24 protein-coding genes and 1 pseudogene are annotated in these 22,542 nt (G+C 69.5%); 16 read left to right on the plus strand and 9 right to left on the minus strand.

The features are described from left to right. The 3 genes and pseudogenes from ASF43_RS17090 to ASF43_RS17095 form a co-directional block, all read right to left on the minus strand. The coding region (locus ASF43_RS17090) for a substrate-binding domain-containing protein (protein ID WP_235578303.1) at positions 1 to 757 on the minus strand (757 nt) is incomplete at both ends. Positions 758 to 857: 100 nt separating this feature from the next. Further along, positions 858 to 1,028 (minus strand): annotated as a pseudogene (locus ASF43_RS32305) (sugar ABC transporter substrate-binding protein); the annotation flags it as partial. Positions 1,029 to 1,136: 108 nt separating this feature from the next. After that, complete coding sequence (locus ASF43_RS17095) at positions 1,137 to 2,096, minus strand: hypothetical protein (protein ID WP_056183623.1); 960 nt, start codon at positions 2,094 to 2,096, stop codon at positions 1,137 to 1,139. Positions 2,097 to 2,233: 137 nt separating this feature from the next. Here ASF43_RS17095 and ASF43_RS17100 point away from each other — a divergent pair, with 137 nt between their 5' ends. Continuing rightward, positions 2,234 to 3,289, plus strand: a complete 1,056-nt coding sequence (locus ASF43_RS17100) for an alpha/beta fold hydrolase (protein WP_056183625.1) — start codon at positions 2,234 to 2,236, stop codon at positions 3,287 to 3,289. Here ASF43_RS17100 and ASF43_RS17105 read toward each other — a convergent pair. Continuing rightward, a complete protein-coding gene (locus ASF43_RS17105) occupies positions 3,286 to 4,185 on the minus strand; it encodes a LysR family transcriptional regulator (RefSeq protein ID WP_056183627.1) in 900 nt (299 codons plus the stop codon). The two genes, ASF43_RS17100 and ASF43_RS17105, sit on opposite strands and share 4 nt — an antisense overlap. A gap of 180 nt (positions 4,186 to 4,365) precedes the next feature. Here ASF43_RS17105 and gtdA point away from each other — a divergent pair, with 180 nt between their 5' ends. The 5 genes from gtdA (at position 4,366) to ASF43_RS17130 (ending at position 8,806) form a co-directional block, all read left to right on the plus strand. Beyond that, positions 4,366 to 5,403, plus strand: a complete 1,038-nt coding sequence (gene gtdA / locus ASF43_RS17110; RefSeq protein ID WP_056183628.1) for a gentisate 1,2-dioxygenase — start codon at positions 4,366 to 4,368, stop codon at positions 5,401 to 5,403. Positions 5,404 to 5,450: 47 nt separating this feature from the next. After that, positions 5,451 to 6,155 carry a fumarylacetoacetate hydrolase family protein gene (locus ASF43_RS17115; protein ID WP_056183630.1) on the plus strand — a complete coding sequence of 235 codons (705 nt, stop codon included), beginning with the start codon at positions 5,451 to 5,453 and terminating at the stop codon, positions 6,153 to 6,155. Positions 6,156 to 6,158: 3 nt separating this feature from the next. Next, complete coding sequence (locus tag ASF43_RS17120; RefSeq protein ID WP_056183632.1) at positions 6,159 to 7,355, plus strand: 3-hydroxybenzoate 6-monooxygenase; 1,197 nt, start codon at positions 6,159 to 6,161, stop codon at positions 7,353 to 7,355. 7 nt (positions 7,356 to 7,362) lie between these two features. Next, positions 7,363 to 8,352 (plus strand): tripartite tricarboxylate transporter substrate binding protein, encoded by a 990-nt coding sequence (locus tag ASF43_RS17125; RefSeq protein ID WP_156373371.1) that lies wholly within the window; start codon positions 7,363 to 7,365, stop codon positions 8,350 to 8,352. Positions 8,353 to 8,434: 82 nt separating this feature from the next. Further along, the gene (locus ASF43_RS17130) at positions 8,435 to 8,806 is read left to right on the plus strand and encodes a hypothetical protein (protein WP_056183635.1); all 372 of its coding nucleotides are present in this window, start codon (positions 8,435 to 8,437) and stop codon (positions 8,804 to 8,806) included. Position 8,807: 1 nt separating this feature from the next. On the opposite strand, the gene pdxH is transcribed toward ASF43_RS17130, so the two are convergent. Together pdxH and ASF43_RS17140 are read right to left on the minus strand one after the other, a co-directional pair. Further along, positions 8,808 to 9,455, minus strand: a complete 648-nt coding sequence (gene pdxH / locus ASF43_RS17135) for a pyridoxamine 5'-phosphate oxidase (protein WP_056183637.1) — start codon at positions 9,453 to 9,455, stop codon at positions 8,808 to 8,810. 107 nt (positions 9,456 to 9,562) lie between these two features. Next, positions 9,563 to 10,603 carry a glycosyltransferase family 2 protein gene (locus ASF43_RS17140; protein ID WP_082497928.1) on the minus strand — a complete coding sequence of 347 codons (1,041 nt, stop codon included), beginning with the start codon at positions 10,601 to 10,603 and terminating at the stop codon, positions 9,563 to 9,565. Between the two features lie 177 nt (positions 10,604 to 10,780). Here ASF43_RS17140 and ASF43_RS17145 point away from each other — a divergent pair, with 177 nt between their 5' ends. The 4 genes from ASF43_RS17145 (at position 10,781) to ASF43_RS17160 (ending at position 14,729) form a co-directional block, all read left to right on the plus strand. Further along, complete coding sequence (locus tag ASF43_RS17145) at positions 10,781 to 11,353, plus strand: TetR/AcrR family transcriptional regulator (protein WP_056183641.1); 573 nt, start codon at positions 10,781 to 10,783, stop codon at positions 11,351 to 11,353. 88 nt (positions 11,354 to 11,441) lie between these two features. Beyond that, the gene (locus tag ASF43_RS17150) at positions 11,442 to 11,900 is read left to right on the plus strand and encodes a (2Fe-2S)-binding protein (RefSeq protein ID WP_056183643.1); all 459 of its coding nucleotides are present in this window, start codon (positions 11,442 to 11,444) and stop codon (positions 11,898 to 11,900) included. A 52-nt stretch (positions 11,901 to 11,952) separates the two neighbouring features. Then, a complete protein-coding gene (locus ASF43_RS17155; protein WP_056184528.1) occupies positions 11,953 to 14,169 on the plus strand; it encodes a xanthine dehydrogenase family protein molybdopterin-binding subunit in 2,217 nt (738 codons plus the stop codon). Next, a complete protein-coding gene (locus tag ASF43_RS17160) occupies positions 14,166 to 14,729 on the plus strand; it encodes an NTP transferase domain-containing protein (protein ID WP_056183645.1) in 564 nt (187 codons plus the stop codon). The genes ASF43_RS17155 and ASF43_RS17160 overlap by 4 nt, the downstream gene beginning before the upstream one ends. 134 nt (positions 14,730 to 14,863) lie before the next feature. Here the strand turns inward: ASF43_RS17160 and ASF43_RS17165 are convergent, their stop codons facing one another. Further along, positions 14,864 to 15,409 carry a gamma-glutamylcyclotransferase gene (locus tag ASF43_RS17165; protein ID WP_056184530.1) on the minus strand — a complete coding sequence of 182 codons (546 nt, stop codon included), beginning with the start codon at positions 15,407 to 15,409 and terminating at the stop codon, positions 14,864 to 14,866. A gap of 210 nt (positions 15,410 to 15,619) precedes the next feature. On the opposite strand from ASF43_RS17165, the gene edd reads away from it, so the two are divergent. From edd to ASF43_RS17185, 4 genes are all read left to right on the plus strand, one after another. Further along, positions 15,620 to 17,458 carry a phosphogluconate dehydratase gene (edd, locus tag ASF43_RS17170; RefSeq protein WP_056183646.1) on the plus strand — a complete coding sequence of 613 codons (1,839 nt, stop codon included), beginning with the start codon at positions 15,620 to 15,622 and terminating at the stop codon, positions 17,456 to 17,458. Continuing rightward, the gene (eda, locus tag ASF43_RS17175; protein ID WP_056183648.1) at positions 17,449 to 18,090 is read left to right on the plus strand and encodes a bifunctional 4-hydroxy-2-oxoglutarate aldolase/2-dehydro-3-deoxy-phosphogluconate aldolase; all 642 of its coding nucleotides are present in this window, start codon (positions 17,449 to 17,451) and stop codon (positions 18,088 to 18,090) included. Before edd ends, eda begins: the two co-directional genes overlap by 10 nt. A gap of 122 nt (positions 18,091 to 18,212) precedes the next feature. Beyond that, positions 18,213 to 18,506, plus strand: coding sequence for a tripartite tricarboxylate transporter substrate-binding protein (locus ASF43_RS17180; RefSeq protein WP_056183650.1), 294 nt, complete (start codon positions 18,213 to 18,215; stop codon positions 18,504 to 18,506). Between the two features lie 24 nt (positions 18,507 to 18,530). Next, positions 18,531 to 19,712, plus strand: coding sequence for a CaiB/BaiF CoA-transferase family protein (locus tag ASF43_RS17185; RefSeq protein WP_056184532.1), 1,182 nt, complete (start codon positions 18,531 to 18,533; stop codon positions 19,710 to 19,712). A gap of 3 nt (positions 19,713 to 19,715) precedes the next feature. Here the strand turns inward: ASF43_RS17185 and gloA are convergent, their stop codons facing one another. Both gloA and ASF43_RS17195 read right to left on the minus strand, forming a co-directional pair. After that, entirely contained in the window at positions 19,716 to 20,126 is a 411-nt protein-coding gene (gene gloA / locus ASF43_RS17190; protein WP_056183652.1) for a lactoylglutathione lyase, read from the minus strand. 16 nt (positions 20,127 to 20,142) lie between these two features. Further along, a complete protein-coding gene (locus ASF43_RS17195) occupies positions 20,143 to 20,682 on the minus strand; it encodes a PaaI family thioesterase (RefSeq protein WP_056183654.1) in 540 nt (179 codons plus the stop codon). A 54-nt stretch (positions 20,683 to 20,736) separates the two neighbouring features. Between ASF43_RS17195 and ASF43_RS17200 the strand changes: the two genes are divergently transcribed. Continuing rightward, positions 20,737 to 21,210: a MarR family winged helix-turn-helix transcriptional regulator gene (locus ASF43_RS17200; RefSeq protein WP_056183656.1), complete on the plus strand. Its 474-nt coding sequence runs from the start codon at positions 20,737 to 20,739 to the stop codon at positions 21,208 to 21,210. Then, positions 21,200 to 22,432, plus strand: a complete 1,233-nt coding sequence (locus ASF43_RS17205) for an MFS transporter (RefSeq protein WP_056183657.1) — start codon at positions 21,200 to 21,202, stop codon at positions 22,430 to 22,432. The genes ASF43_RS17200 and ASF43_RS17205 overlap by 11 nt, the downstream gene beginning before the upstream one ends. Positions 22,433 to 22,542 lie beyond the last annotated feature (110 nt).

Genomic DNA, 22,542 nt, shown 5'->3' on the forward strand with positions numbered 1-22,542 from the left:
ACCAGCACCACGTCGGTCTTGATCTCGGCCGGCATGCCGCTCTGCGGCGTCTTGGCGGCCAGCGCCTTCAGCGCCGTCTCGATGCCGAACACCGCCTGCTTGGCGGCGAACTGGTCGGCCGTAGCCAGCACSCGCCCGTCYTKCAGCATGGGCTTGATCGCGCTGATGTTGTCGTAGCCCACCACCGTGATCTTGCCGGTCTTGCCCGCGGCCTTGACGGCCGCCACTGCCCCGAGCGCCATCGAGTCATTGCCGGCCAGCAGGGCCTTCAGATCAGGGTGCTCGCGCATCATGCTGGAGGCCACCTGGTTGCCCTTGTCGATCTCCCACTGGCCCGACTGCACGCCGACCACGGTGACGCCCGCGGCCTTCATCGCATCCTGGTAGCCCAGCGTGCGCTGCTGCGCATTGAAGGTGGTSGACACGCCTTCGATGATGCCCACCTTGTCGCCGCTCTTGAGCGTCTTGGCCAGCGCATCGCCCACCAGCTTGGCGCCGGCGCGGTTGTCCGGGCCGACGAAGGGCACCGACAGGCCCTTCTCCTTGAGCGCCGCGACATCAAGCCGGTTGTCGATGTTGACGATCAGCACGCCCTTGTCGGCCGCGGCCTTGATGGCGGGCACCAGGGCCTTGGARTCGGCCGGCGCRATCACCAGCGCATCGACCTTCTGCGCCACCATCTGCTCGACGATGCGGATCTGGGCGGCCGCGTCGGTCTCGTCCTTGATGCCGTTGGCCAGCAGCGTGTACTGCTTGGNATCGACCTTCTGCGCCACCATCTGCTCGACGATGCGGATCTGGGCGGCCGCGTCGGTCTCGTCCTTGATGCCGTTGGCCAGCAGCGTGTACTGCTTGGMATTGGCCTTCTGGTGGGCCTTGGCGCCTTCTTCCATGGTCAGGAAGAACTCGTTGGCCAGGGATTTCATGACCAGGGCCACCTTGGGCGGGCTCTGGGCCCAGGTGGGCGTGGCGGCCAGAAGGCCGGCCAGGGCCAGCGAAGTGGTGAGGGTGCGGCGCGTGGATCGCATGCTGTCTCCAGGAATGAACCAGCCGGCAATATAGGCAGACAAAACGTTTGCGCAAACGTTTGCGGATTGGTGGTTTCCCGCGAACGCGTTACCAAACGTAGGCCGTGATCAATGCACGGGCTCGCGTGGAGCGGTTGGCACCGCATAGGCCAACGGCGCCAGCGCCTGCTGGATGCGCTGCATCTGCGGCGCACTGGCCAGTCTGGCCAGCAGCTGCATGAAGCGCGGCTCCTGTGTGCCCGAGACGATGTACTGCCAGCGGTAGGCCTTGAGCAGCGTCGCCTGCACGGGCGCGGCACGTGCTGGATCGTCGGCCCAGCCCTGGCGTTGCAGGAAGTAGCCGGCGTCGGCCGCAGCCTGCGCCTGCACGATGCCGTCCACGCCCTGTACCAGCGCGATCAGGTCGTCCACCGCCGCATCGCGTGCGGCAGGCGACAGCCGGGCGTCCTCGCGCTGCCATTCGAGCTCGTCCACGATGGCGTGCTGCGACTCCTCCTTCCAGTGGTAGAGAAAGATGTCCTTGAACAACGGCGACAGGCCCTGGGCATCGGCGAGGCTGGCGCGGTAGTGCGCCTGCGAGAACAGCTCGATGTGGCAGGTCAGCGCCAGCACGGCCCAGCTGCTCTTGCCCAGCACGAAGCCAGCGACCTCGTTGGGCGCGATGTCGAAGCGGTAGCCGGGCGGCATGGTCTGGCCCACCATGGCCTCGATGCGGCGGAACAGCGCCTGGTGCTTGAGCTCCTCGTCGGTGAAGCGGACCAGCGCCTCCAGCGCCACCTGGTCACCCAGCCAGTGGTCGCGGCTGATCTCCAGCATCTTGGCGCCGATGAAGCGCTCCACCAGGCCGAACATGTTGGCGTAGGTGCGGCCCTGCACCTGGCCGAGGAAGCGGTGCGCCGCGCCGTCCAGGAACGGCAGCTCGTCGGCCAGCGACAGCGCGTCGGGCAGGAACAGGTCGGCCAGGTCGAAGTGGCGGCCGCGAACCACATCGGCGTCGATGTCCCAGCGGATGCGCTTGGATGCTTCGATGGTCTTGGCATAGCGTGGCGATGGCGTGGTGGTCAACATGGCGTTTCTTCCCAATGGCCCGTCGGATCGACGTGGCCACCATGCTCGGGCGCGGGCCATGTGGCCGCATGGGGTGCGTGTCCCGCGCAGGCCGCGGCGCGCGCACCTGCATGGGACCACCGTCCCATAATGGCCCCATGCCCCCGCGCCAGAGCTTCCGCTTTTGCACCGCGCAGGACCAGACCCGCATCGCCATCGCCTCGATCGGCACGGGGCCGCCGCTGCTGCGCGCTGCCCACTGGCTCAGCCATGTGGAGCACGACCTTGCCAGCCCGGTCTGGCGCCCCTGGCTGACCGAGCTGTCGCGCCAGCACCAGTACATCCGCTACGACCAGCGCGGTTGCGGCCTGTCGGACCGCGGCGTGGCCAACCTGTCGCTGGCCGCCTGGGTCGGAGACCTGGAGGCCGTGGCCGATGGCCTGGGGCTGCAGCGCTTTCCGCTGATCGGCATGTCGCAAGGCGGGGCCGTCGCCATCACCTATGCGCTGCGGCACCCGGAGCGCGTGTCGCAGCTGGTGCTGGTCGGCGCCTATGCGCGCGGCGCGCTGCGCCGCGGCGACACACCCGGCGCGCAATTGGAGGCCGAGACCCTGGTGAACCTGATCCGGGTCGGCTGGGGCCGCGACAACCCTGCCTTCCGCCAGGTGTTCACCAACCAGTTCATCCCCGACGGCACGCCCGCCCAGCATGCCTGGTGGAACGAGCTGGAGCGCCTGACCGCCAGCCCCGAGGACGCCGCCCGCACCCTGGCCGCCTTCCACGCCATCGACGTCACGCACGAGGCTGCGCAGCTGCGCGTTCCCACGCTGGTCCTGCATGCGCGTGGCGATGCGCGCGTGCCCTTCGAGGAAGGCCGGCTGCTGGCCGCGCTGATCCCGGGCGCGCAGTTCGTGTCGCTGGACAGCCGCAACCATGTGCTGCTGGAGACGGAGCCTGCCTGGCCCGTGTTCCTGCGCGAGCTGCGCGGCTTCCTGCAGCTGCCCGACGCGGCCAGCGGGCCGGACGGGCTGACGCCAGCCGAACAGGCAGTGCTGCAAATGCTGGCGCGCGGCCTGGACAACGCGACCATCGCCGCACAACTTGGCAAGCGCGAGAAGACGGTGCGCAACCAAGTCTCCAGCATCTTCGACAAACTGGGCGTGCGCACGCGGGCCGAGGCCATCGTGCGCGCCCGCGACGGGCGCACCCGCTAGCGGCTGGCGCCGAACAGCTCGGCCAGCGTCCGCCGCAGCCAGGCGTTGCCGTCGTCCGCATGGAAGCGCGCATGCCAGTGTTGCTTGACCGCGTAGTCCGGCAGCGCGAACGGCGGCTCGATCAGTTGCACAGGCTCCTGAGTGGCCAGCACTTCGCCCAGGATGCGCGGCACCACCGCCAGCAGCTCGGTCTGCGCCACGATGCGCGCCACGCCCAGGAAGCTGGACAGCTGCAGCACCACGCGGCGCTCGATGCCTTGGCGCAGCAGCGTCTTGTCGACGATGGCATGGCCCGTGCCGGACGAGCTGACCACCGCATGCGCCTCGGCCGCGAAGGCCTTCTTGCTGAGCTTGCCGGCGATGCGCGGATGGTCGCGCGCCGCCAGGCACACGAAGTTCTGGCGGAACAGCGTCTGGCCGTAGAACCCGGCCTCGAGCTGCGGCATGAAGCCCACGGCCAGGTCGACCTCGCCGTCCTCCAGCCGGCGCGCGCTGCCGGCCGAGACGATCTCGGTCTCGATGCCCACCTGCGGCGCGGCCTGGCCCAAGTGCTCCAGCAGGCGCGGCAGCAGCACCACTTCGCTGATGTCGGTCAGGCAGATGCGAAAGCGCCGCTGCGTGCGCGGCGGGTCGAACGCCTCGCGGCTCGTGCGCGCCTGCTCCAGCTGGGCCAACGCCTCGCGCAACGCGGGCTGGATCTTCTGCGCATGCGGCGTGGGCTGCATGCCCAGGGCCGTGCGCTCGAAGAGCCGGTCGCCGAAGTGCGCGCGCAGCTTGTTCAGCGCCGTGCTGGCCGCGGCCTGCGCGATGCCCTGGCGTTCCGCGGCCTTGGACACGCTGGCGGTCTGCCAGATGCCATCGAACACCTTGAGCCATTCGAGGTCCAGTTTGGCCATCGCTTTTTTTCCATGTTGTCCCAACGGGGGCTGTGGTGCACAGGCACCGCCCCCCCCCCGGGGAATGTGTCCGAGCCTGTATCGAAAAACGCAATGCCGAGTATCCGCCCGCATGCTTGCCGCAATAGAGGGCAAGCCCAACAATCCAGCCGCCGGCACACGACGCCCGAGGAGACAAGCATGACCGCGACAGCCGCCCGCCAGGCCTATTACGACCGCATCCGCCCCCTGCACCTGAGCCCGCTGTGGGAGTCGCTGCACGCCCTGGTGCCGCGCGAGCCGCAAAGCCCCTGCGTGCCGGCCCTGTGGCGCTACGAGGCGATCAAGCCGCTGCTCATGGAATCGGCCACGCTGATCACGGCCGAGGAGGCCGTGCGCCGCGTGCTGGTGCTGGAGAACCCGGCGCTCCCGGGCCGCGCGTCGATCACGCAGTCGTTGTATGCCGGCCTGCAGCTCATCATGCCGGGCGAGGTGGCGCCGGCGCACCGCCACGTGCAGTCTGCGCTGCGCTTCATCGTCGACGGGCAGGGCGCCTACACGACCGTGAACGGCGAGCGCACCACCATGTATCCGGGCGACTTCATCATCACACCGTCCTGGGCCTGGCACGACCACGGCAACGAGGGCGTGGGCGGTCACAGCGAGCCCGTGGTCTGGCTGGACGGGCTGGACATCCCGATGCTGCGCTTCTTCGACGCCGGCTTTGCCGAGAACGCCGACGAGAAGCTGCAGCAGGTGGCGCAGCCCGAGGGCCACAGCTTCGCGCGCTTCGGGCACAACATGGTGCCGGTCAAGCACAGCCACGGCGCGCCGACTTCGCCCATTTTCAGCTACCCCTATGCGCGCAGCCGCGAGGCGCTGGCCGCGCTGGCCCGGGGCGAGGCGCCCGACGCCTGGCACGGCCACAAGCTGGTCTACATCAATCCGCTGACCGGCGGCGCGCCGATGCCGACGATCCAGCCGTTCCTGCAGCTGCTGCCGGCAGGCTTCGCAGGCCAGGCGCACCAGCAGACCGACGGTGCCATCTACAGCGTGGTCGAAGGGCGCGGCACGGCCACGATTGCCGGCGAGCGCTTCGCGTTCGGCCCGCGCGACACCTTCGTCGTGCCGTCCTGGGCCCCGCTGCAGCTGGCGGCCTCCAGCGAGGCCGTGCTGTTCAGCTTCTCCGATCGCCCGGTGCAGCGCGCCATGGGCGTGCTGCGCGAGCGTTTCGCCTAGATCCCATCCCTGTTCACTGCATGCCGCCCGGCGCGGCAGGAGGCCCCATGCCCTACGTGTTCCCACCCCCCGCCACGGTCGGCCTGCCGATCACCGGCAGAGACCAGCAATTTCCAGTGCGCCGCGTCTACTGTGTCGGGCGCAACTATGCGGCCCATGCGCGCGAGATGGGCTTCGACCCCGACCGCGAGCCGCCGTTCTTCTTCTGCAAGCCGAACGACGACGCGTCCATCGTGCCCGTGCCGGCCGGCAGCACGGGCCGCATCCCGTACCCGCCACAGACCGCCAACTTCCACTACGAGGCGGAGCTGGTCGTGGCCATCGGCAAAGGCGGGCACGGCATCCCGGTGGCGCAGGCCGCCGCGCACATCCAGGGCTACGCCGTGGGGCTGGACATGACGCGGCGCGACCTGCAGATGAAGATGCGCGAGGCCGGCCGGCCCTGGGAAATCGGCAAGGCCTTCGACTTCTCGGCACCCATCGGCCCGCTGACCACGCTGGTGGACATCGGTGAGCTGACCGCAGGTGCGATCACGTTGGAGGTCGATGGGGTGCAGCGTCAGCGCAGCGACATCGGCCACCTGATCTGGTCCGTCAACGAGGTGATCGCCAACCTGTCGACCCTGTTCACGCTGCAGCCGGGCGACCTCGTCTTCACGGGCACGCCCGAGGGCGTGGGCGCCGTCGAGCGCGGCCAAACCATGACGGTGCGCATCGACGGCTTCGCGCCGTTGGTCGTGCGCGTGGACTGAGCGATGGCGACGACTGCATCGCTTCCCGTGCTGGTGGCCGGCGGCGGCATCGGCGGCATCGCGACGGCGCTGGCGCTGGTGCGCCGCGGCTTCGATGTGCAGGTGCTGGAGCAGGCCTCGCAGCTCGGCGAGATCGGCGCCGGCATCCAGCTCGGGCCGAACGCGTTCGCGGCCTTGGACGCGCTGGGCATCGGCGAGATCGCCCGCGCCCGCGCCGTCTACACCGACGAGATGGTCATGCACGACGCGCTGGACGAGACGCTGGTCGGCCGCATCCCGACCGGCGAGGCCTTCCAGCAGCGCTTCGGCAACCCCTATGCCGTGATCCACCGCGCCGATGTGCACGGCGCGCTGCTGCAGGGCGCGCAGGCCACGGGCCGTGTGCAGGTCGCCACCGGCACGCAGGTGCAGCGCGTGGAGCAGGTCGGCGACACGGTGACGGTCGTCGATGCTGCAGGCAAGCGCCACGAGGGCATCGCGCTCATCGCGGCCGACGGCGTGAAGTCGGCCGTGCGCCGCCAGTACGTGGGCGACGCGGCGCGCGTCTCGGGCCATGTGGTCTACCGCGCCGTGGTTGACCGCGAAGACTTCCCGGCCGACCTGCGCTGGAACGCGGCCAGCATCTGGGTCGGCCCGAACTGCCACCTCGTGCACTACCCGCTGCGCGGCGGCGAGCAGTACAACGTGGTCGTCACCTTCCACAGCCGCGAGCCCGAGGAGTGGAGCGTGCGCGAGGGCAGCCGCGCCGAGGTGCTGAGCTACTTCGACGGCATTTGCGCGCGTGCCCGCCAGCTCATCGAGCTGCCCAAGGACTGGAAGCGCTGGGCCACGGCCGACCGCGAGCCGATCGCCCACTGGGTGCACGGCCACGCCGCGCTGCTGGGCGACGCGGCGCACCCCACGCTGCAGTACCTGGCGCAGGGCGCCTGCATGGCGATGGAGGACGCCGTGACGCTGGGCGAGGCGCTGCGCGTGCACGACAACCGTTTCGATCCCGCCTTCGCGCTGTACCAAAAGTCACGCGTGGCACGCACGGCACGCGTGGTACTGTCCGCGCGCGAAATGGGCCGCATCTTCCACGCCAAGGGCGTCGAGCGCCTGGTGCGCAACGACCTGTGGACAGGGCGCACGCCCGAACGCTTCTACGACGCCATGCAATGGCTGTACGGATGGACGGCCGGCAATTGCCTGGCCCGCTGAAGACTCAATGAGGAGACATGCCGTGAACGCACACCGACATCTGATTGCCTGGGCCGCGCTGCTGGCCACGGGCACCGCTCTGGCACAGGCCGGCGACTACCCAAACCGGCCCGTCAACATCGTGACGCCGTTCGCGGCAGGCAGCGGGCCCGACGCCGTGCTGCGCATGGTCGGCGACAAGCTGGGCCGGCTGTGGAACCAGCGCGTGACCATCGACAACAAGCCCGGCGGCGGCGGCTTCATCGCCATCGACCAGGCGCGCCGCGCGGCGCCCGACGGCTACACGCTGCTGCAGCTGGACAGCGAGCACGTGGCCGCGCTGCCGCACCTGTACAAATCCAGGAACTTCGTCACGCTGCAGCATTTCGACCCGGTGGCGCCGCTGTTCCGCACGCCGTTCTTCGTGGCGGTCGGCAGCGAGTCGAAGTGGAAGAACATGGCCGACCTGATCGCGGACGCCAAGGCCCAGCCCGACAAGATCGTCTACGGCTCCTGGGGCGTGGGCAGCCCCGGCCACCTGGGCGGCCAGCAGCTCGACGCGCTGGCCGGCGTGCGCATGCAGCACGCGCCGTACCGCGAGGTCTCGCAGCTCTTCACCAACGTGGCGACGGGCGAGGTGCCATGGAGCTTTGCCAGCATCCCGTCCAGCCAGGGCATCTACAAGACCGGCAAGCTGCGCTACATCGCCGTGGCCGCCGCCAAGCGCGTGCCGCAGATGCCCGACGTGCCGACCATGGGGGAAGCTGGCGGGCCGGCCGGGCTGGAGGTGAATTCCTTCGTCTCGCTGCTGACGCCCAAGGGCGTGCCGGCCGCGCTGCAACTCAAGATCAACGCTGACGTGGCCAAGGTGATCGCCGACCCGGAGATCCGCGCGCGCTTCGATACCTTCGCGTTCGAGCCGTTGGCCTGGTCGCCCGAGGAGATCGCGCGGCAGGCGGAGATCAAGAGCAAGGTCTATGGCGACCTGGTGCGGCGCGGGAACATCAGTCTGGAGTAGGGCGCAGGCGTCATCCAGGCGGAGGATGCGGGCCGCCCACGGCTGTCCAAGAATCGCGCTTCTTCCAACGCAGGAGAACCGCATGCGGAACTGGATCGCAACGCTGCTGCTGTGTGCGGCGCAAGCCGCCCTGGCGCAGCCCAACCCGTTCGAGGGTCAGTGGACTGCCCGCTTCAAGACCTTTGGCCAGGACCGGGAAGCCAAGTTGGATGTTCAGCCACCGGGTGGAACCTGGCAGGTGCTCTACCTGCCGGCGGGCGCAGACATCTGCTTCAAGCTGAAGGCGCCCATCGAAGTGCTGCGTTCTACGTCCGACGAGATGGAGTTCGTCGTGCAGCGGTCCAAGACCCTTGCGGGCTGCGCGGACATCAAGCCCATCGTGCTCAGACGGATCGACGACAAGACGCTGGAGGGGGCGTTCGCCGACGGAATCCCGTTGCGGCTGACGCGCTGATTCAGGGCGCCAGCCGCTCGCGCAGCCAGCCACCACCGTCCTGCCGGTAGCGCAGCCGGTCGTGCAGCCGGCTCTTGCGCCCTTGCCAGAACTGCCATTCGGTGGGCACCAGCCGGTAGCCGCCCCAGTGCGGGGGGCGCGGTGGCTGCAGCAGGAATTGTGTGCCGAACTTCGCGGCGTTCGCCACCAGCACGCCGCGCCCCGAGATCACCTGGCTCTGCGGGCTGGCCCAGGCGCCGATACGCGAGTCCAGCGGGCGGCTGTTGAAGTAGGCATCGCTTTCCTCCGCGCTGGCCTTCTCGACCACGCCCTCGATGCGCACCACGCGCTCCAGCTCCACCCAATGGAACTGCAGCGCCGCATAGGGGTTGCCGGCCAGTTCCCGGCCCTTGCGGCTTTCGTAGTTGGTGTAGAAGACCAGGCCACGCGCGTCGTATCCCTTGACCAGCACGATGCGCGTGGACGGCCGCAGGTCGCCACCCACGGTGGCCAGCGTCATGGCATTGGGCTCGGGCACCTGGGCCGCGATGGCTTCGTTCAGCCATTGGTCGAACTGCTGCAACGGGTCCGCATGCGAGGCCGACTCGTCGAGTTCGGCACGTTCATAGCTTTTGCGCAGCGCGGCAATGGAGGTCTGGAGGTCGCTCATGGCCTGATTGTGCAGTGTGCGATCGAGGCCCGAAACCCGGCCAGGTCTGTCACCAAACGCCAGGCACTTTGGCCTGACTGCGCAGCGAGGCGCCCTGACGGCGACTGTCAGTCCGCGACGCGCCGGACCATCTGCTTGAGCGAATCCGAGACGTTCATGCGCACCAGGCGCGCGACGAGGGATTGCGGCGCGACCAGCATGCAGGCCGCCCACGCCAGCTGTGCCAGGCGCGCCGCCAGGCCATAGCCGGGCCAGGCGGCCAGGCTGCGTGAGGCACGGCGCAGCAGAGAGACGCGGGTGTCCTGCGGGTAGGGGTGGGTTGCGTGCTGCAGGCGCCACGAGATGATCCGGGTGCGCATCTGGGTGGGCGTGGGCAGCAACTCGCTATCGGACGACAGGCCCAGCTCCGCGCCGACCATCGCCGTGGCTGCGTAGCGCCGCTTGTCGTCCCGCAGCAAGGTCTGCACCAGGCTTTCCAGCACATTGCCGAACAGGCCCAGCTCCTTGTTGGCACGCTTGTGGATGCGGTAGCTGCCCAGCGGCTGTGCGGATGCTGCCACCGGCCCTTGCGCAGCCGACACGACGAAAGGCACGGTGTCTGCGCAGGTGGGCCAGGTACGCACGTCGATCGGGAAGAAACGTTCGACCGCGCTGCGACGGTACAGGTTGCCGCTGCCCGGTGGCCCGCCGTAGTGGCCGAAGCGGCGCAGGGTGGGGCGGACATCGCCCTGGTGCATGGTGTAGGGGATCACGTTGCCGGTGGCCCGGCCCTGGGCATCGATGACCCGCATCGGGAATGCGACCTTGTTGGTGTCTGGCGTGATCAGTGCCACGCAGCGCGTGATGCAGTCGGCATCGAGCAGGTCGTCGCTGTCCAGCCAGATCACCCAGTCACCCTGGCTGGCACCCAGGGCGGTGTTGTAGGCCGCACCCTGGCCGCCGTTGGACTGGTGGATCGCCTGGATCCTGGGGCCGAACGACGCGATGACGGACCAGGAGTCGTCGGTCGATCCATCGTCGACCACGATCACCTCGATGTTCGGCCAGCTTTGCGCCAGCGCACTCTCGATGGCGCTCCCCACGAACGCTTCGTAGTTGTAGCTGCAGATCAAGATGGAAACCCGAGGGCCGTCGGGAAGCTGGGTCATTTGGCATTCACAGTGTTCAATACTTTTAGCATGTTAGCGCACTAAACTTGTCGTATACACACCAGTGGTGAATCAGGATCGTTACCAATGGAATACAGAAATGGAAAGTTTCGCGAGGGCGGTCGCGCCCCATGGAAGTTTGACGACTGAATAATCATTCGCCTAATATCGCTCCCCGTGAAACCCAAAGACGACGACAAGCAACAGGCCATCGCCAATGCCACCCTGGCACTGGTGGAGCAGGTGGGCCTGTCGGGCCTGACCATGGCGGCGATCGCGCGCGAGGCCGGTATCGCAACGGGCACGCTGTACGTCTACCACCGCTCCAAGGAGGACCTGCTCAACGCCTTGTACGAGCAGGTCAAGGGCGCGCTGGCGCGGCTGATCACGGCCGACGACGCGCCGGGGCAGCCGTTCCGCGCGCGCTTCCAGCGCAACTGGCTGCGGCTGCTGCGGCACCGCCTGGCGCACTATCCCGAGGCGGTGTTCATGGAGCAGTACTACAACTCGCCCTGGTTCAGCGAAGCCTCGCGTCAGTTCTCGGCGCGCATCACCAGCGCCTGCCTGGGCTTCCTCGAGGAAGCGCGTGCGCAGCAGATCGTCAAGGACGTGCCCACCATGCTGCTGGCCTCCAGCCTGTTCGGCTCGGTGCGTGACACGGCCAACCTGCTGCGCAGTGGTGATCTGCCCGACGACGATGCCGCGCTGGCCCAGGCGTTCGCCATCTTCTGGGACGGTGTCAAGGCCTGATGCGTGTTCCAGCCGCGCCAGAACTGTTTACAGAAATGAACATTCGTTCACCCATCACGATTTCCCCACCACCCCTGAAAGCACCGAGATGCCTACTTTGAACATCAACGGCAAGGATGTCGCCGTCGACGCCGACGACTCTACGCCCATCCTCTGGGCCCTGCGCGACACGCTGGGCATGACCGGCACCAAGTTCGGCTGCGGCGCGGCCCTGTGCGGCGCCTGCACCGTGCACCTGAACGGCGCGGCCATCCGCTCGTGCGTCACGCCCATCGCGGCGGCGGCCGGGCAGAAGATCACGACCATCGAGGCCATCCCGAACGACCGCGTCGGCAAGGCCGTGCACGCGGCCTGGGTCGAGATCGACGTGGCGCAATGCGGCTACTGCCAGAGCGGCCAGATCATGAGTGCCACCGCGCTGCTGCAGTCCAACGCCAAACCCACAGATGCCGACATCGACGCCGCCATGGCCGGCAACATCTGCCGCTGCGGCACCTACGCCCGCGTGCGCGCCGCGATCCACGAAGCCGCCGCGTCGCTGGCTTGAGACGGAGAGCACCATGCACCTGCAAGACCTCACCCAGGACCAGATCCGCGCCATGCTGCCGCCCGCGCTGGCCCGCCGGCTCGGCGATGACACCGACACGGCCGGCCTGCCGCGCCGCAGCTTTTTGAAGATCGCCGCCGCCTCGGGCTTCGCGCTCGGCGTGTTCCCGCTGCTGGCCGAGGCCCAGGCGCCTGCTGCGCCCGGCCTCAAGCCCGCCCAGCAGCCCGCCGCTTTCGTGAACATTGCCAAGGACGGCATCGTCACCGTGACCGTGAACCGGCTCGAGTTCGGCCAGGGCACGCACACCGGCCTGGCCATGGTGCTGGCCGAGGAGCTGGACGCCGACTGGAGCAAAGTGCGCGCCACGCACGGCAATGCCGCGCAGGCCTACGCCGACCCGGCCTTCGGCATGCACCTCACGGGCGGCTCCACGGCCATCAAGAACAGCTATGTGCAGTACCGCGAACTCGGCGCGCGCACGCGGGCCATGCTGGTGCAGGCCGCGGCCACGCAATGGGGTGTGCCGGCAGCATCGCTGGCGACCGAGCGCGGTGTCGTCATCGGCCCCGGCGGCAAGCGGCTGGAATACGGCGCGCTGGCCGAGGCCGCGATGGCGCTGCCCGTGCCGGCCACGGTCACGCTCAAGGACCCGAAGAACTTCAAGCTGATCGGCCAGCCCACGGGCCGCATCGATGCGACCGCCAAGTCCAGCGGCCAGCAGAACTTCGGCATCGACGTGCGCCTGCCCGGCATGCTGACGGCCGTGTGCCAGCACCCGCCCGTGTTCGGCGGCAAGCTGGCCAAACTCGACGACGCCGCCGCCCGCGCCGTGCCCGGCGTGAAAGCCGTGCTGCGCGTGCCGCTGCACAACGGCGGCGAGGGCGTGGCCGTCATCGCCAGCGGCTACTGGGCCGCCAAGCAGGGCCGCGATGCGCTCAAGGCCGAGTGGGACAGCAGCGGTGTCGAGAAGGTCGACAGCGCGGCCCAGCTCGCCAGCTACCGCGCTCTCGCCGCCAAGCCCGGGGCGGTGAAGTACCAGGCCGACATGGCGCCGCTGGCCAGCGCGCCGCACAAGATCAGCGCCGAGTTCCAGTTCCCCTACCTGGCCCACGCGCCGATGGAACCGCTCAACTGCACCGTGCAGCTGACGGGCAAGGGCGCGGACGCCAAGGCCAAGCTCTGGGTCGGCACGCAGATGCCGGGCCTGGAGGCCGCGGCGGCGGTGAAGGTGCTGGGCATCAAGCCCGAGAACCTGGCCTTGGAAGTGCAGATGGCCGGCGGCGGCTTCGGCCGGCGCGGCCTGCCGACCAGCGACTTCGTGGTCGAGGCCTGCACGATTGCCAAGGCGGCGCAGGCCGCCGGCATCGAGGCGCCGATCCGCACGCTGTGGAGCCGCGAGGACGACATCCGCGGCGGCTACTACCGGCCCATGCATTTGCACAAGGCCGAGATCGGCTTCGACGCCCAGGGCAAGGTGCTGGCCTGGGACCATGTGATCGTGGGCCAGTCCATCATCTCCGGCACCTTCTTCGAGGGCGCCATGGTCAAGGACGGCGTGGACACCACCATGGTCGAAGGCATGCGCGAGCCGTACGACCTGCCGATGCGGCTCTCGGCCCACCACCCCAAGCAGAACGTGCCGGTGCTGTGGTGGCGCAGCGTGGGCTCCACGCACACCGCCTATGTGATGGAGACGCTGATCGACGAGATCGCGCGGGCGACGAAGCAGGACCCTGTCGCCTACCGCATGGCCCTGATGGACGCCAAGAGCACGCGCCACCGCGCCGCGCTGCAGCTGGCCGTGGACCGCTCGGGCTACGGCAAGCGCCAGCTGCCCGCGGGCCGCGCCTGGGGCGTGGCGGTGCACGAGTCGTTCAACTCGGTCGTGGCCTACGTGGTCGAGGCCTCCGTGGCCGACGGTACGCCCAGGCTGCACAACGTCACGGCGGGGGTGCACTGCAACCTGGCTGTCAACCCCAAGAGCGTGGAAGCCCAGGTGCAGGGCGCGGCGCTGATGGGTCTGGGCATGTGCCTGCCGGGCGCTGCGGTCACGTTCAAGGACGGTGTGGTCGAGCAGAGCAATTTCAGCGACTACGTGGTGGCGCGCATCACCGACATGCCGGCGATTGCCGTGCACATCGTGCCGAGCGCCGATGCGCCCACCGGTATGGGCGAGCCCGGCCTGCCGCCCCTGGCGCCAGCGTTCGCGAATGCGATCGCGCGGCTCACGGGCAAGCCGCTGCGCGAGCTGCCGTTCAAGCTGGCATGAGCGTGAACCCGCCTGTCGTCCTGGTGCTGGCCTCGGGCCGCGGCGAGCGCTTCACGGCCTCGGGCGGCCAGGTGCACAAGCTGCAGGCGCTGCTAGGCGGCCGGGCGGTGCTGGAGCACACGCTGGCGGCCGTGCGCGCCAGCGGCTTGCCCTGGCACCTGGAAGACGCGGGCCACCCCGGCATGGGCGATTCGATCGCGGCAGCCGTGCGCGCAACGCAGGGGGCAGGGGGCTGGCTGGTCTTGCCAGGTGATCTGCCGCTGATCGCGCCAGCGTCATTGCACAAGGTCGCAATGGCGCTGGCTCAGGCCGACGTGGTGCTGCCTATGCATGGCAGCCAGCGCGGCCATCCCGTGGGGTTTTCCATCGCCTGCCGCGACGCGCTGCTGGCCCTGTCTGGTGAGATCGGCGCGGCGCCGATCGTGCAGGCGAAGCGCAAGCAGGGCCAGGTGCTGGAGTTGGCGCTCGACGACGTCGGCAGTGTGACCGACATCGACACGCTGGACGACCTGGCGTGCGCCGAAGCGCTCGTCCAGAAAGGAACACTCCGGCGCCGGTGACATGGCACGCGGCCGGCGAGCGCCGCGAAGCCCCTTCGGGGGCACCCGCGGAACTGGCTCTGCCAGGCCGCTGGGTGCGCCCCCCTTCGCGCAGCAGAAGGGGGGAGCGGCGAAGCCGCCTGGGGGGATGATCTCTATCCTGCCAGCTTGAGCAAACGCGCCAGCGCCTTGTCGTGGATCTGGTGGCGCTTGAGGCCATCGAAGGTCTGCTGCGCGTAGTCCAGCGTGGTGCCGAAGCGGCCGCACGATTGCGCAAACACGCGCCGGTACTCCTCGTCGCTGAGCGCGCGCGTGAAGTTGGGGCTGCTGCGCGACAGCGTGAACGCCAGCGCCGAGACCGGCCCCAGCGGCGTGTCGCAGCGCAGCCAGCGCGGGTCGTAGACGCCGCTCATCATCTCGCGCGCCCACAGCCGCTCCAGCACGGCGTGGCCGTCGGCGCGCGGCACGCGGAACACCACGCCCTGGCAACTGCCGCCGGACAGCAGCGCGAACACCAGGCCCGGGCATTCGGGCGTGCCGCGGTTGATGCGGCTCCACATCTTGAGCGCGCGGTGCCAGCCGTGCACCCGGGCCGCGCGGTGCTCAATGTGGTCGAACTCGGGCCGCCAGATCAGCGAGCCATAGCCGAAGACCCACAGGTCTTCGTGCCCGCCCCATTCTCGGCGCGTGCGTTCCAGCATGGGCGCGGGGTCGCGCACGACGGGGACGGGGCTGGGCGGGCTCTGCACGGGCGCAACTCTACCAACGCGCCGCCGCGCGCGGGCACGGATTTCGTAACCTGCTGGTACCTGCGCAACCCGGGGCGGCATGGGTTCGGGGTTAGGATGCCCGGGGCCATGGCGCGCCGTCCATGACGCGCCCTGCGATGGCCCCACACGAGGCTCACCACGATGAACACCCACGCCACCGTCACAGCAGTCACCGAGCGCATCCGCGCGCGCAGCGCCCCCGGCCGCACCGCCTATCTCGAACGGCTGCAGGCCACGGCCGCCCGCACGCGCGGTGCCGACCGCATGGGCTGCGCCAACGTCGCCCATGCCTTCGCAGCCATGCCGTCCAACGACAAGTTCAAGGTCGTGGCCGAGCGCGCGCCCAACATCGGCATCGTCAATGCCTACAACGACATGCTGTCGGCACACCAGCCGCTGCAGCATTACCCCGACCTGGTCAAGGACGAGGTGCGCCGCTTCGGCGCCACGGCCCAGGTGGCCGGCGGCGTGCCTGCCATGTGCGACGGCGTCACCCAGGGCCTGCCGGGCATGGAGCTGTCGCTGTTCAGCCGCGATGTGATCGCCATGGCGACTGCCGTGGCGCTCACGCACGACATGTTCGACGGGGCGCTGATGCTGGGCGTGTGCGACAAGATCGTGCCCGGCCTGTTGATCGGCGCGCTGCACTTCGGCCACCTGCCCACCGTATTCGTGCCGGCCGGGCCCATGCCGTCGGGCCTGTCAAACAACGCCAAGGCCAAGGTGCGCGAGCAGGCGGCCCAGGGCCTGGTCGGCCGGGCCGAGCTGCTGCAGGCCGAGTCGGCCGCCTACCACTCGGCGGGCACCTGCACCTTCTACGGCACGGCCAACAGCAACCAGATGCTGCTCGAAGCCATGGGCCTGCACGTGCCGGGCACGGCTTTCGTCGCGCCTGGGGGCGCACTGCGCGACGAGCTCACGCGCGAGGCTGCACGCACCGTGCTGGGCCATGGCGGCACGATCGGCGGCAACACCGCGGCCTTCAAGTGCCCGCCCATCGGCCAGCTCGTGGACGAGCGCGCCATCGTCAATGCCATGGTCGCGCTACTGGCCACGGGCGGCTCCACCAACCACCTGATCCACTGGGTGGCCGTGGCGCGCGCCGCCGGCATCGTGATCGACTGGGACGATTTCGCCGCGCTGTCCGAAGTCGTGCCGCTGCTGTCGCGCGTCTACCCGAACGGCAGCGCCGACGTGAACCAGTTCCAGGCCGCGGGCGGCACGGGCTTCGTGATCCATGAGCTGCTGGACGCCGGGCTCATGCACGAGGACGTGCTGACCGTGCGCGCCGGGGGCATCCGCGACTACACGCACGAGCCGCTGCTGCAGGACGGCGCGCTGGCCTGGGCCGCGCCCGGCCCGTCCAAGGACGAGGCCATCGTGCGCAGCGCCACGGCACCATTCAGCGCCACGGGCGGCCTGAAGCTGCTGCAGGGCAACCTGGGGCGCAGCGTGATCAAAGTCTCTTCCGTGCCGGACGACCGCCATGTGATCGAGGCGCCTGCCCGCATCTTCGAATCGCAGGAGGCCTTGCAAAAGGCGTTCAGCGCGGGCGAACTGGAGCGCGACCTGGTCTGCGTCGTGCGCTGGCAGGGGCCGCAGGCCAACGGCATGCCCGAGCTGCACAAGCTCACGCCGCCGCTGGCCGTGCTGCAGGGCAAGGGCTTCAAGGTGGCGCTGGTCACCGACGGGCGCATGAGCGGCGCATCCGGCAAGGTGCCGGCCGCCATCCACCTGTCGCCCGAGGCCGCCGCCGGTGGCCCGCTGGCCAAGCTGCGCGACGGCGACATCGTGCGCCTGGACGCTCCGGCCGGCACACTGCAGGCCCTGGTGCCGCAGGCCGAATGGGACGCACGCACGCCCGACACCATGCCCGAGGCCCTGCGTGTGGCCAACGGCCTGGGTCTGGGCAGAGATCTGTTTGCCGGCATGCGGCGCAACGCCGCCGCTGCCGAAGAAGGAGCAACGACATGGCTGTGAACACCCCCCTGACTTCCCTGGACGTGATGCGCGACGCACCGGTGATCCCGGTCATCGTGCTGCACGACGTGGCCCATGCCGTGCCGCTGGCGCGCGCGCTGCTGGCCGGCGGCATCCGCATGCTGGAGGTGACGCTGCGCACGCCCCAGGCCCTGGCCTGCATGGAAGCGATCGCGCGCGACGTGCCCGATGCCGTGGTCGGCGCCGGCACCATGCGCAGCGCGGCGGACGTGCAGGCGTCGGCCATGGCCGGCGCGCGCTTCGGCGTGAGCCCCGGCTACACCTCCAAGGTCGGCCAGGCCTGCCGCGATGCCGGCCTGCCGCTGTTGCCCGGCGTGGCCACAGGCAGCGAAATCATGATGGCGCAGGAAGACGGCCTGACCGAGCTGAAGTTCTTCCCCGCCATGCAGGCGGGCGGCCTGGCCATGCTCAAGGCCTGGCAGGGCCCGTTCGGCGAGACCACGTTCTGCCCCACGGGCGGCATCACGTCGGCGAACGCGCCGGAATTCCTGGCGCTGTCCAACGTGGCCTGCGTGGGCGGCTCGTGGATCGTGCCGAACGATGCCATTGCCTCGGGCGACTGGGGCCGCATCGAGACCCTGGCCCGCGCGGCCTCGCAACTGGCACGCTGACAGGCACTGCGGCCTTCGCCATTGCGAAAGGCCCGGTTCGGGAATGCGCGATGGACCGGCCCGCGGGGTGCGGCCATGATCCACGGTTTCATCTGGCGGCCCTGCCGCGCAAGGAGGAGACCATGGCCCACAAGCGCCTCGCCACCATCGCCGCGGCCGGCCACTGCGCCCTGGCCGGCGTGGCGTCCGCTCAGGTAGCCTGTTCCACGCGCCCGATCACGCTGGTCGCGCCGCAGGTGGCCGGCGGCACCAATGACATGGTGGGCCGCCTCGTCGGCCAGAAGCTCGCCGAGGTGCTGGGCGGGACTGCCGTGGTCGACAACCGGCCGGGCGCGGGCGGCAACATCGGCACCCGGCTCGTCGACCTGTCCAAGTGGGCCCGCATCGTCAAAAGCTCCGGCGCTGCCGTCGATTGATTGCTGACCTTCGAACCCCGCACCATGACCCTTCCTCTTCAAGGCATCACCGTCGTCTCGCTCGAGCATGCCATCGCCGCCCCGTTCTGCACCCGCCAGCTGGCCGACCTGGGCGCGCGCGTGATCAAGGTCGAGCGACCCGAAGTGGGCGACTTCGCGCGCGCCTACGACCAGCGCGTGAACGGCCTGTCCTCGCATTTCGTGTGGACCAACCGCTCCAAGGAAAGCCTCACGCTGGACCTGAAGAACCCGCAGGCCATGGCGGTGCTCAAAACGCTGCTGGCCAGCGCCGACGTCCTGGTGCAGAACCTGGCGCCGGGCGCCGCGGCGCGCATGGGCCTGGACTACGCCACGTTGCAGGCGTCGAACCCGCGCCTGGTGGTCTGCGACATCTCGGGCTACGGCGAGGACGGCCCCTACCGCGACAAGAAGGCCTACGACCTGTTGATCCAGAGCGAGGCCGGCTTCCTGTCCGTCACCGGCACGCCGGAGCAACCCAGCAAGGCCGGCAATTCGATCGCCGACATCGCGGCTGGCATGTATGCCTACACCAACATCCTGGCCGCGCTGCTGCGGCGCGGGCACACCGGCGAGGGTGCGCACATCGACGTCTCCATGCTGGAGTCGCTGGCCGAGTGGATGGGCTTCCCGATGTACTACGCCTACGAGGGCGCCACGCCGCCGCCGCGCCATGCGGCCTCGCACGCCACCATCTACCCCTATGGCCCGTTCGCCGCGGGCGACGGCGGCACCGTGATGCTGGGCCTGCAGAACGAGCGCGAATGGAAGGTGTTCTGCGAAGTGGTGCTGCGCGATGCCGCGTTGGCCGTCGACCCGCGTTTTGCCAGCAACGCCCAGCGCAATGCCAACCGCGAAGCGCTGGCCGCGCGCATCGACGAAACCTTCTCGACGCTCAGTGCCGACCAGGTGCTGGCCCGGCTGGACGAAGCCCAGATCGCCAATGCGCGCATGAATGACATGGCCGGTCTGTGGGCACACCCGCAGCTCAAAGCGCGTGGGCGCTGGCTGCCGGTGGGCTCGCCGGCCGGCGACATCCCCGCGCTGCTGCCGCCGGGCCGCAGCAACCGTTGGCAGCCGCGCATGGACGCCGTGCCGGCCGTGGGCCAGCATACCGATGCGCTGCTGCGAGAAGCTGGTCTGGACGATGCCGCCATTGCGGCCCTGCGCGCGGCTGGCGCGGTCTAGCCCTTAGCGCAGCCCGCCGCCACCAGCGCCTTCTGCGCGCTGGATGAGCTCGATCTTGTACCCGTCTGGGTCCGTCACGAAGGCGATCACCGTGCTGCCGCCCTTGACCGGGCCGGCCTCTCGCGTGACGTTGCCGCCCGAGGCCTTGATGCGCTCGCAGGCCGCGTACGCATCGGGCACGCCCAGCGCAATGTGGCCGTAGGCCGTGCCCATCTCGTAGCTGTCCACGCCGTGGTTGTAGGTCAGCTCGATCTCGGCATGGTCGGGGTTGTTGCCATAGCCCACGAAGGCGAGCGAGTACTTGTACTCGGGGTTCTCCGAGGTGCGCAGCAGCTTCATGCCGAGGACCTGGGTGTAGAAGTCAATCGAGCGCTGGAGATTGCCAACGCGCAGCATCGTGTGGAGGAGTCGCATGCGGCCGATTGTGCCGTCAGCGCTGTTCGAACACGAGGCACGTGGTCGTGGCGTGCGCGTACAGCTTGTCGTCCGGCCCCACGATGCGGGCCTCGGCCGTGGCCATCTGGCGGCCGCTGTGGATCACCTTGCCGATGGCGCGCAGCGGGCCGGTCCTGGTGTTGGCTGCGCGCACGATGTTCACGCCGAGCTCGGCCGTGGTGTAGCCGCGCCCGGCCGGCATGGTGGTGTGCACGGCGCAGCCCAGGGCCGAGTCCAGCAGCGTGGCGTACCAGCCGCCATGCACCGTGCCCAGCGGGTTGTAGTGCTTGAGCTGCGGCGTGCCCTGGAAGATGGCGGTGCCAGGGCCGACCTCGACCAGCGCGAAGTCCAGCGTGTCGGCGATGTGGGGGTAGGGCAGTTCGCCGGCCAGCATGGCCTGCATCACCTCCAGGCCGGTCTTGCCCATCACCTGTTCCGGCCGCGCCAGGCCCGCGGCACCGCCGCCTGCGCGCATGCGCGCCACCACAGCCTGCGCCTCGCGCGTCCAACGCTCCCGGGTTGCTTCTGCATCCATGTCGATCCCTTTTTTTGATTGCAACTGCAATGGTTGCATCTACAATCATATGCCATGACCAAAGCCGCCCGCAACAGCGCTGAGCCCCAGGGCTGTACCAACCTGCAACTGCGCCAGCTGATGCGCAGGGTGGCGCAGCTCTACGACGCCGAGCTCGGCAAGGCCGGCCTGAAGACCACCCAGTTCTCGCTGCTGACGGCTGTGGAAAAGCTCGGCCCGGTGCAGCCCGGTGCGCTGGCCCGCACGCTGGGCCTGCAGGCTTCCACGCTCACGCGCAACCTCAAGCCGCTGGTCGCGTCGGGCCTGCTGGAGCTGGGGCCGGGTGCCGACGGGCGCAGCCGGCTGGTCGCCATCACCGAGGCCGGCCTGGCCAGGCGCCACGAGGCCAAACGCAGGTGGAAGACCGCCCAGCTGGCGCTCAACGGCGTGCTGGGCGTGGAGCGCGTCGTGGCCTTGCACGCATTGATCCAGGAGTCGTTGGCGCTGCTGGCGCCCGTCCCGATGGAGGAGGAAACCGATGCACTCTGAGAACCCTGCCGGCGCCCGGCGCGCACTGTGGCTGATCCTGCTGGCCGCGGCCGGCACCTTCGCGCTGACCATGGGCACGCGTCAGACCATGGGCCTGTTTCTCGGGCCGTTGAACACATCGACCGGCCTGGGGCTGTCCAGCATCAGCCTGGCCTTCGCGTTCGGCCAGCTCTGGTGGGGCCTCACGCAGCCGTTCGCCGGCGCGATTGCCGACAAGGTGGGCACGGGCCGCGTGCTGGTCGCCGGCATCGTGCTGGTAGCCCTGGGCACGTTCATCACGCCTTGGATGACCAGCACCGCCGGCCTGATCTTCGCCATCGGCGTGCTGGCGGCAGGCGGCGCCGGGATGGCCGGGCCGGCCGTGCTGATGGCGGCCGTCACGCGCATGACGGCGCCGGCCCAGCGCGGGCTGGCCACCGGCATCGTGAACGCGGGCGGCTCGTTCGGCCAGTTCGTGATGGCGCCTGTGGCAGGGGCGCTGACCGTCGGCCTGGGCTGGGCCAATGCCATGCAGGCGCTGGGCCTGGCCGTGCTGCTGGCCTTGCCGGCCGTCCTGGCCTTGGGCGGCAGCGCGGCGTCCGCACCCGGCGCTGCGACAGCCGCCAAGCCGCTGAGCAACAAGGCCGCGTTGCGCCAGGCCTTCGCCGACCCCAGCTACCGCATGCTGGCCGCCGGCTTCGCCGTCTGCGGGTTTCACGTCGCGTTCCTGGCCACGCACTTGCCGGGCGTGGTGGCCTCGTGCGGCCTGCCGGTGCAGTTCGGTGCCTGGTCCCTGGCCATGATCGGCCTGTTCAACATCGTGGGCAGTGTGGGGATGGGCTGGGCCATCGGCCGCTGGCGCATGAAGTCGCTGCTGTCGCTGGTGTATGCGACGCGGGCGCTGGCCATCGTGCTGTTCCTGATCGCACCCAAGACCGGCACGGCGATGCTGTTGTTCTCCGCCGTCATGGGGCTCACGTTCCTGTCGACCGTGGCACCAACGGCCGGGCTGGTGGCCAAGTTCTTCGGCGTCGGCAACATGGCCATGCTGTTCGGCATGCTGATGCTGGCGCACCAGATCGGCGGCTTCATGGGCGCGTGGCTGGGCGGCCAGGTCTTCGAAGCCACGGGCAGCTACGACCTGATGTGGACGATCGACGTCGCACTGGCCGTGGGCGCAGCGCTCGTGCACCTGCCGATACGCGAGGCGCGGCTGGCGCGCACGCAGGCCGTGCCGGCCTGAGCCACGCAGCGCAGGCCTCGTGGCCTGCACTCTCCAGGGGCGCCGGACGGCCTCAACGGTCCGACACACGGTCCTGCCGCAGTCGAACCGGGAGCAGGCCTGTGTCAGCA

Source organism: Pseudorhodoferax sp. Leaf267 (assembly GCF_001422405.1).
Classification (GTDB): domain Bacteria; phylum Pseudomonadota; class Gammaproteobacteria; order Burkholderiales; family Burkholderiaceae_C; genus Pseudorhodoferax.

Bases quoted from the DNA above. Each gene is read 5' to 3' on its own strand.
- ASF43_RS17095 (WP_056183623.1), bottom strand. From the start codon at position 2,096: ATGTTGACCACCACGCCATCGCCACGCTATGCCAAGACCATCGAAGCA.
- ASF43_RS17100 (WP_056183625.1), top strand. From the start codon at position 2,234: ATGCCCCCGCGCCAGAGCTTCCGCTTTTGCACCGCGCAGGACCAGACC.
- ASF43_RS17105 (WP_056183627.1), bottom strand. From the start codon at position 4,185: ATGGCCAAACTGGACCTCGAATGGCTCAAGGTGTTCGATGGCATCTGG.
- gtdA (WP_056183628.1), top strand. From the start codon at position 4,366: ATGACCGCGACAGCCGCCCGCCAGGCCTATTACGACCGCATCCGCCCC.
- ASF43_RS17115 (WP_056183630.1), top strand. From the start codon at position 5,451: ATGCCCTACGTGTTCCCACCCCCCGCCACGGTCGGCCTGCCGATCACC.
- ASF43_RS17120 (WP_056183632.1), top strand. From the start codon at position 6,159: ATGGCGACGACTGCATCGCTTCCCGTGCTGGTGGCCGGCGGCGGCATC.
- ASF43_RS17125 (WP_156373371.1), top strand. From the start codon at position 7,363: ATGAGGAGACATGCCGTGAACGCACACCGACATCTGATTGCCTGGGCC.
- ASF43_RS17130 (WP_056183635.1), top strand. From the start codon at position 8,435: ATGCGGAACTGGATCGCAACGCTGCTGCTGTGTGCGGCGCAAGCCGCC.
- pdxH (WP_056183637.1), bottom strand. From the start codon at position 9,455: ATGAGCGACCTCCAGACCTCCATTGCCGCGCTGCGCAAAAGCTATGAA.
- ASF43_RS17140 (WP_082497928.1), bottom strand. From the start codon at position 10,603: ATGACCCAGCTTCCCGACGGCCCTCGGGTTTCCATCTTGATCTGCAGC.
- ASF43_RS17150 (WP_056183643.1), top strand. From the start codon at position 11,442: ATGCCTACTTTGAACATCAACGGCAAGGATGTCGCCGTCGACGCCGAC.
- ASF43_RS17155 (WP_056184528.1), top strand. From the start codon at position 11,953: ATGCTGCCGCCCGCGCTGGCCCGCCGGCTCGGCGATGACACCGACACG.
- ASF43_RS17160 (WP_056183645.1), top strand. From the start codon at position 14,166: ATGAGCGTGAACCCGCCTGTCGTCCTGGTGCTGGCCTCGGGCCGCGGC.
- ASF43_RS17165 (WP_056184530.1), bottom strand. From the start codon at position 15,409: ATGCTGGAACGCACGCGCCGAGAATGGGGCGGGCACGAAGACCTGTGG.
- edd (WP_056183646.1), top strand. From the start codon at position 15,620: ATGAACACCCACGCCACCGTCACAGCAGTCACCGAGCGCATCCGCGCG.
- eda (WP_056183648.1), top strand. From the start codon at position 17,449: ATGGCTGTGAACACCCCCCTGACTTCCCTGGACGTGATGCGCGACGCA.
- ASF43_RS17180 (WP_056183650.1), top strand. From the start codon at position 18,213: ATGGCCCACAAGCGCCTCGCCACCATCGCCGCGGCCGGCCACTGCGCC.
- ASF43_RS17185 (WP_056184532.1), top strand. From the start codon at position 18,531: ATGACCCTTCCTCTTCAAGGCATCACCGTCGTCTCGCTCGAGCATGCC.
- gloA (WP_056183652.1), bottom strand. From the start codon at position 20,126: ATGCGACTCCTCCACACGATGCTGCGCGTTGGCAATCTCCAGCGCTCG.
- ASF43_RS17195 (WP_056183654.1), bottom strand. From the start codon at position 20,682: ATGGATGCAGAAGCAACCCGGGAGCGTTGGACGCGCGAGGCGCAGGCT.
- ASF43_RS17200 (WP_056183656.1), top strand. From the start codon at position 20,737: ATGACCAAAGCCGCCCGCAACAGCGCTGAGCCCCAGGGCTGTACCAAC.
- ASF43_RS17205 (WP_056183657.1), top strand. From the start codon at position 21,200: ATGCACTCTGAGAACCCTGCCGGCGCCCGGCGCGCACTGTGGCTGATC.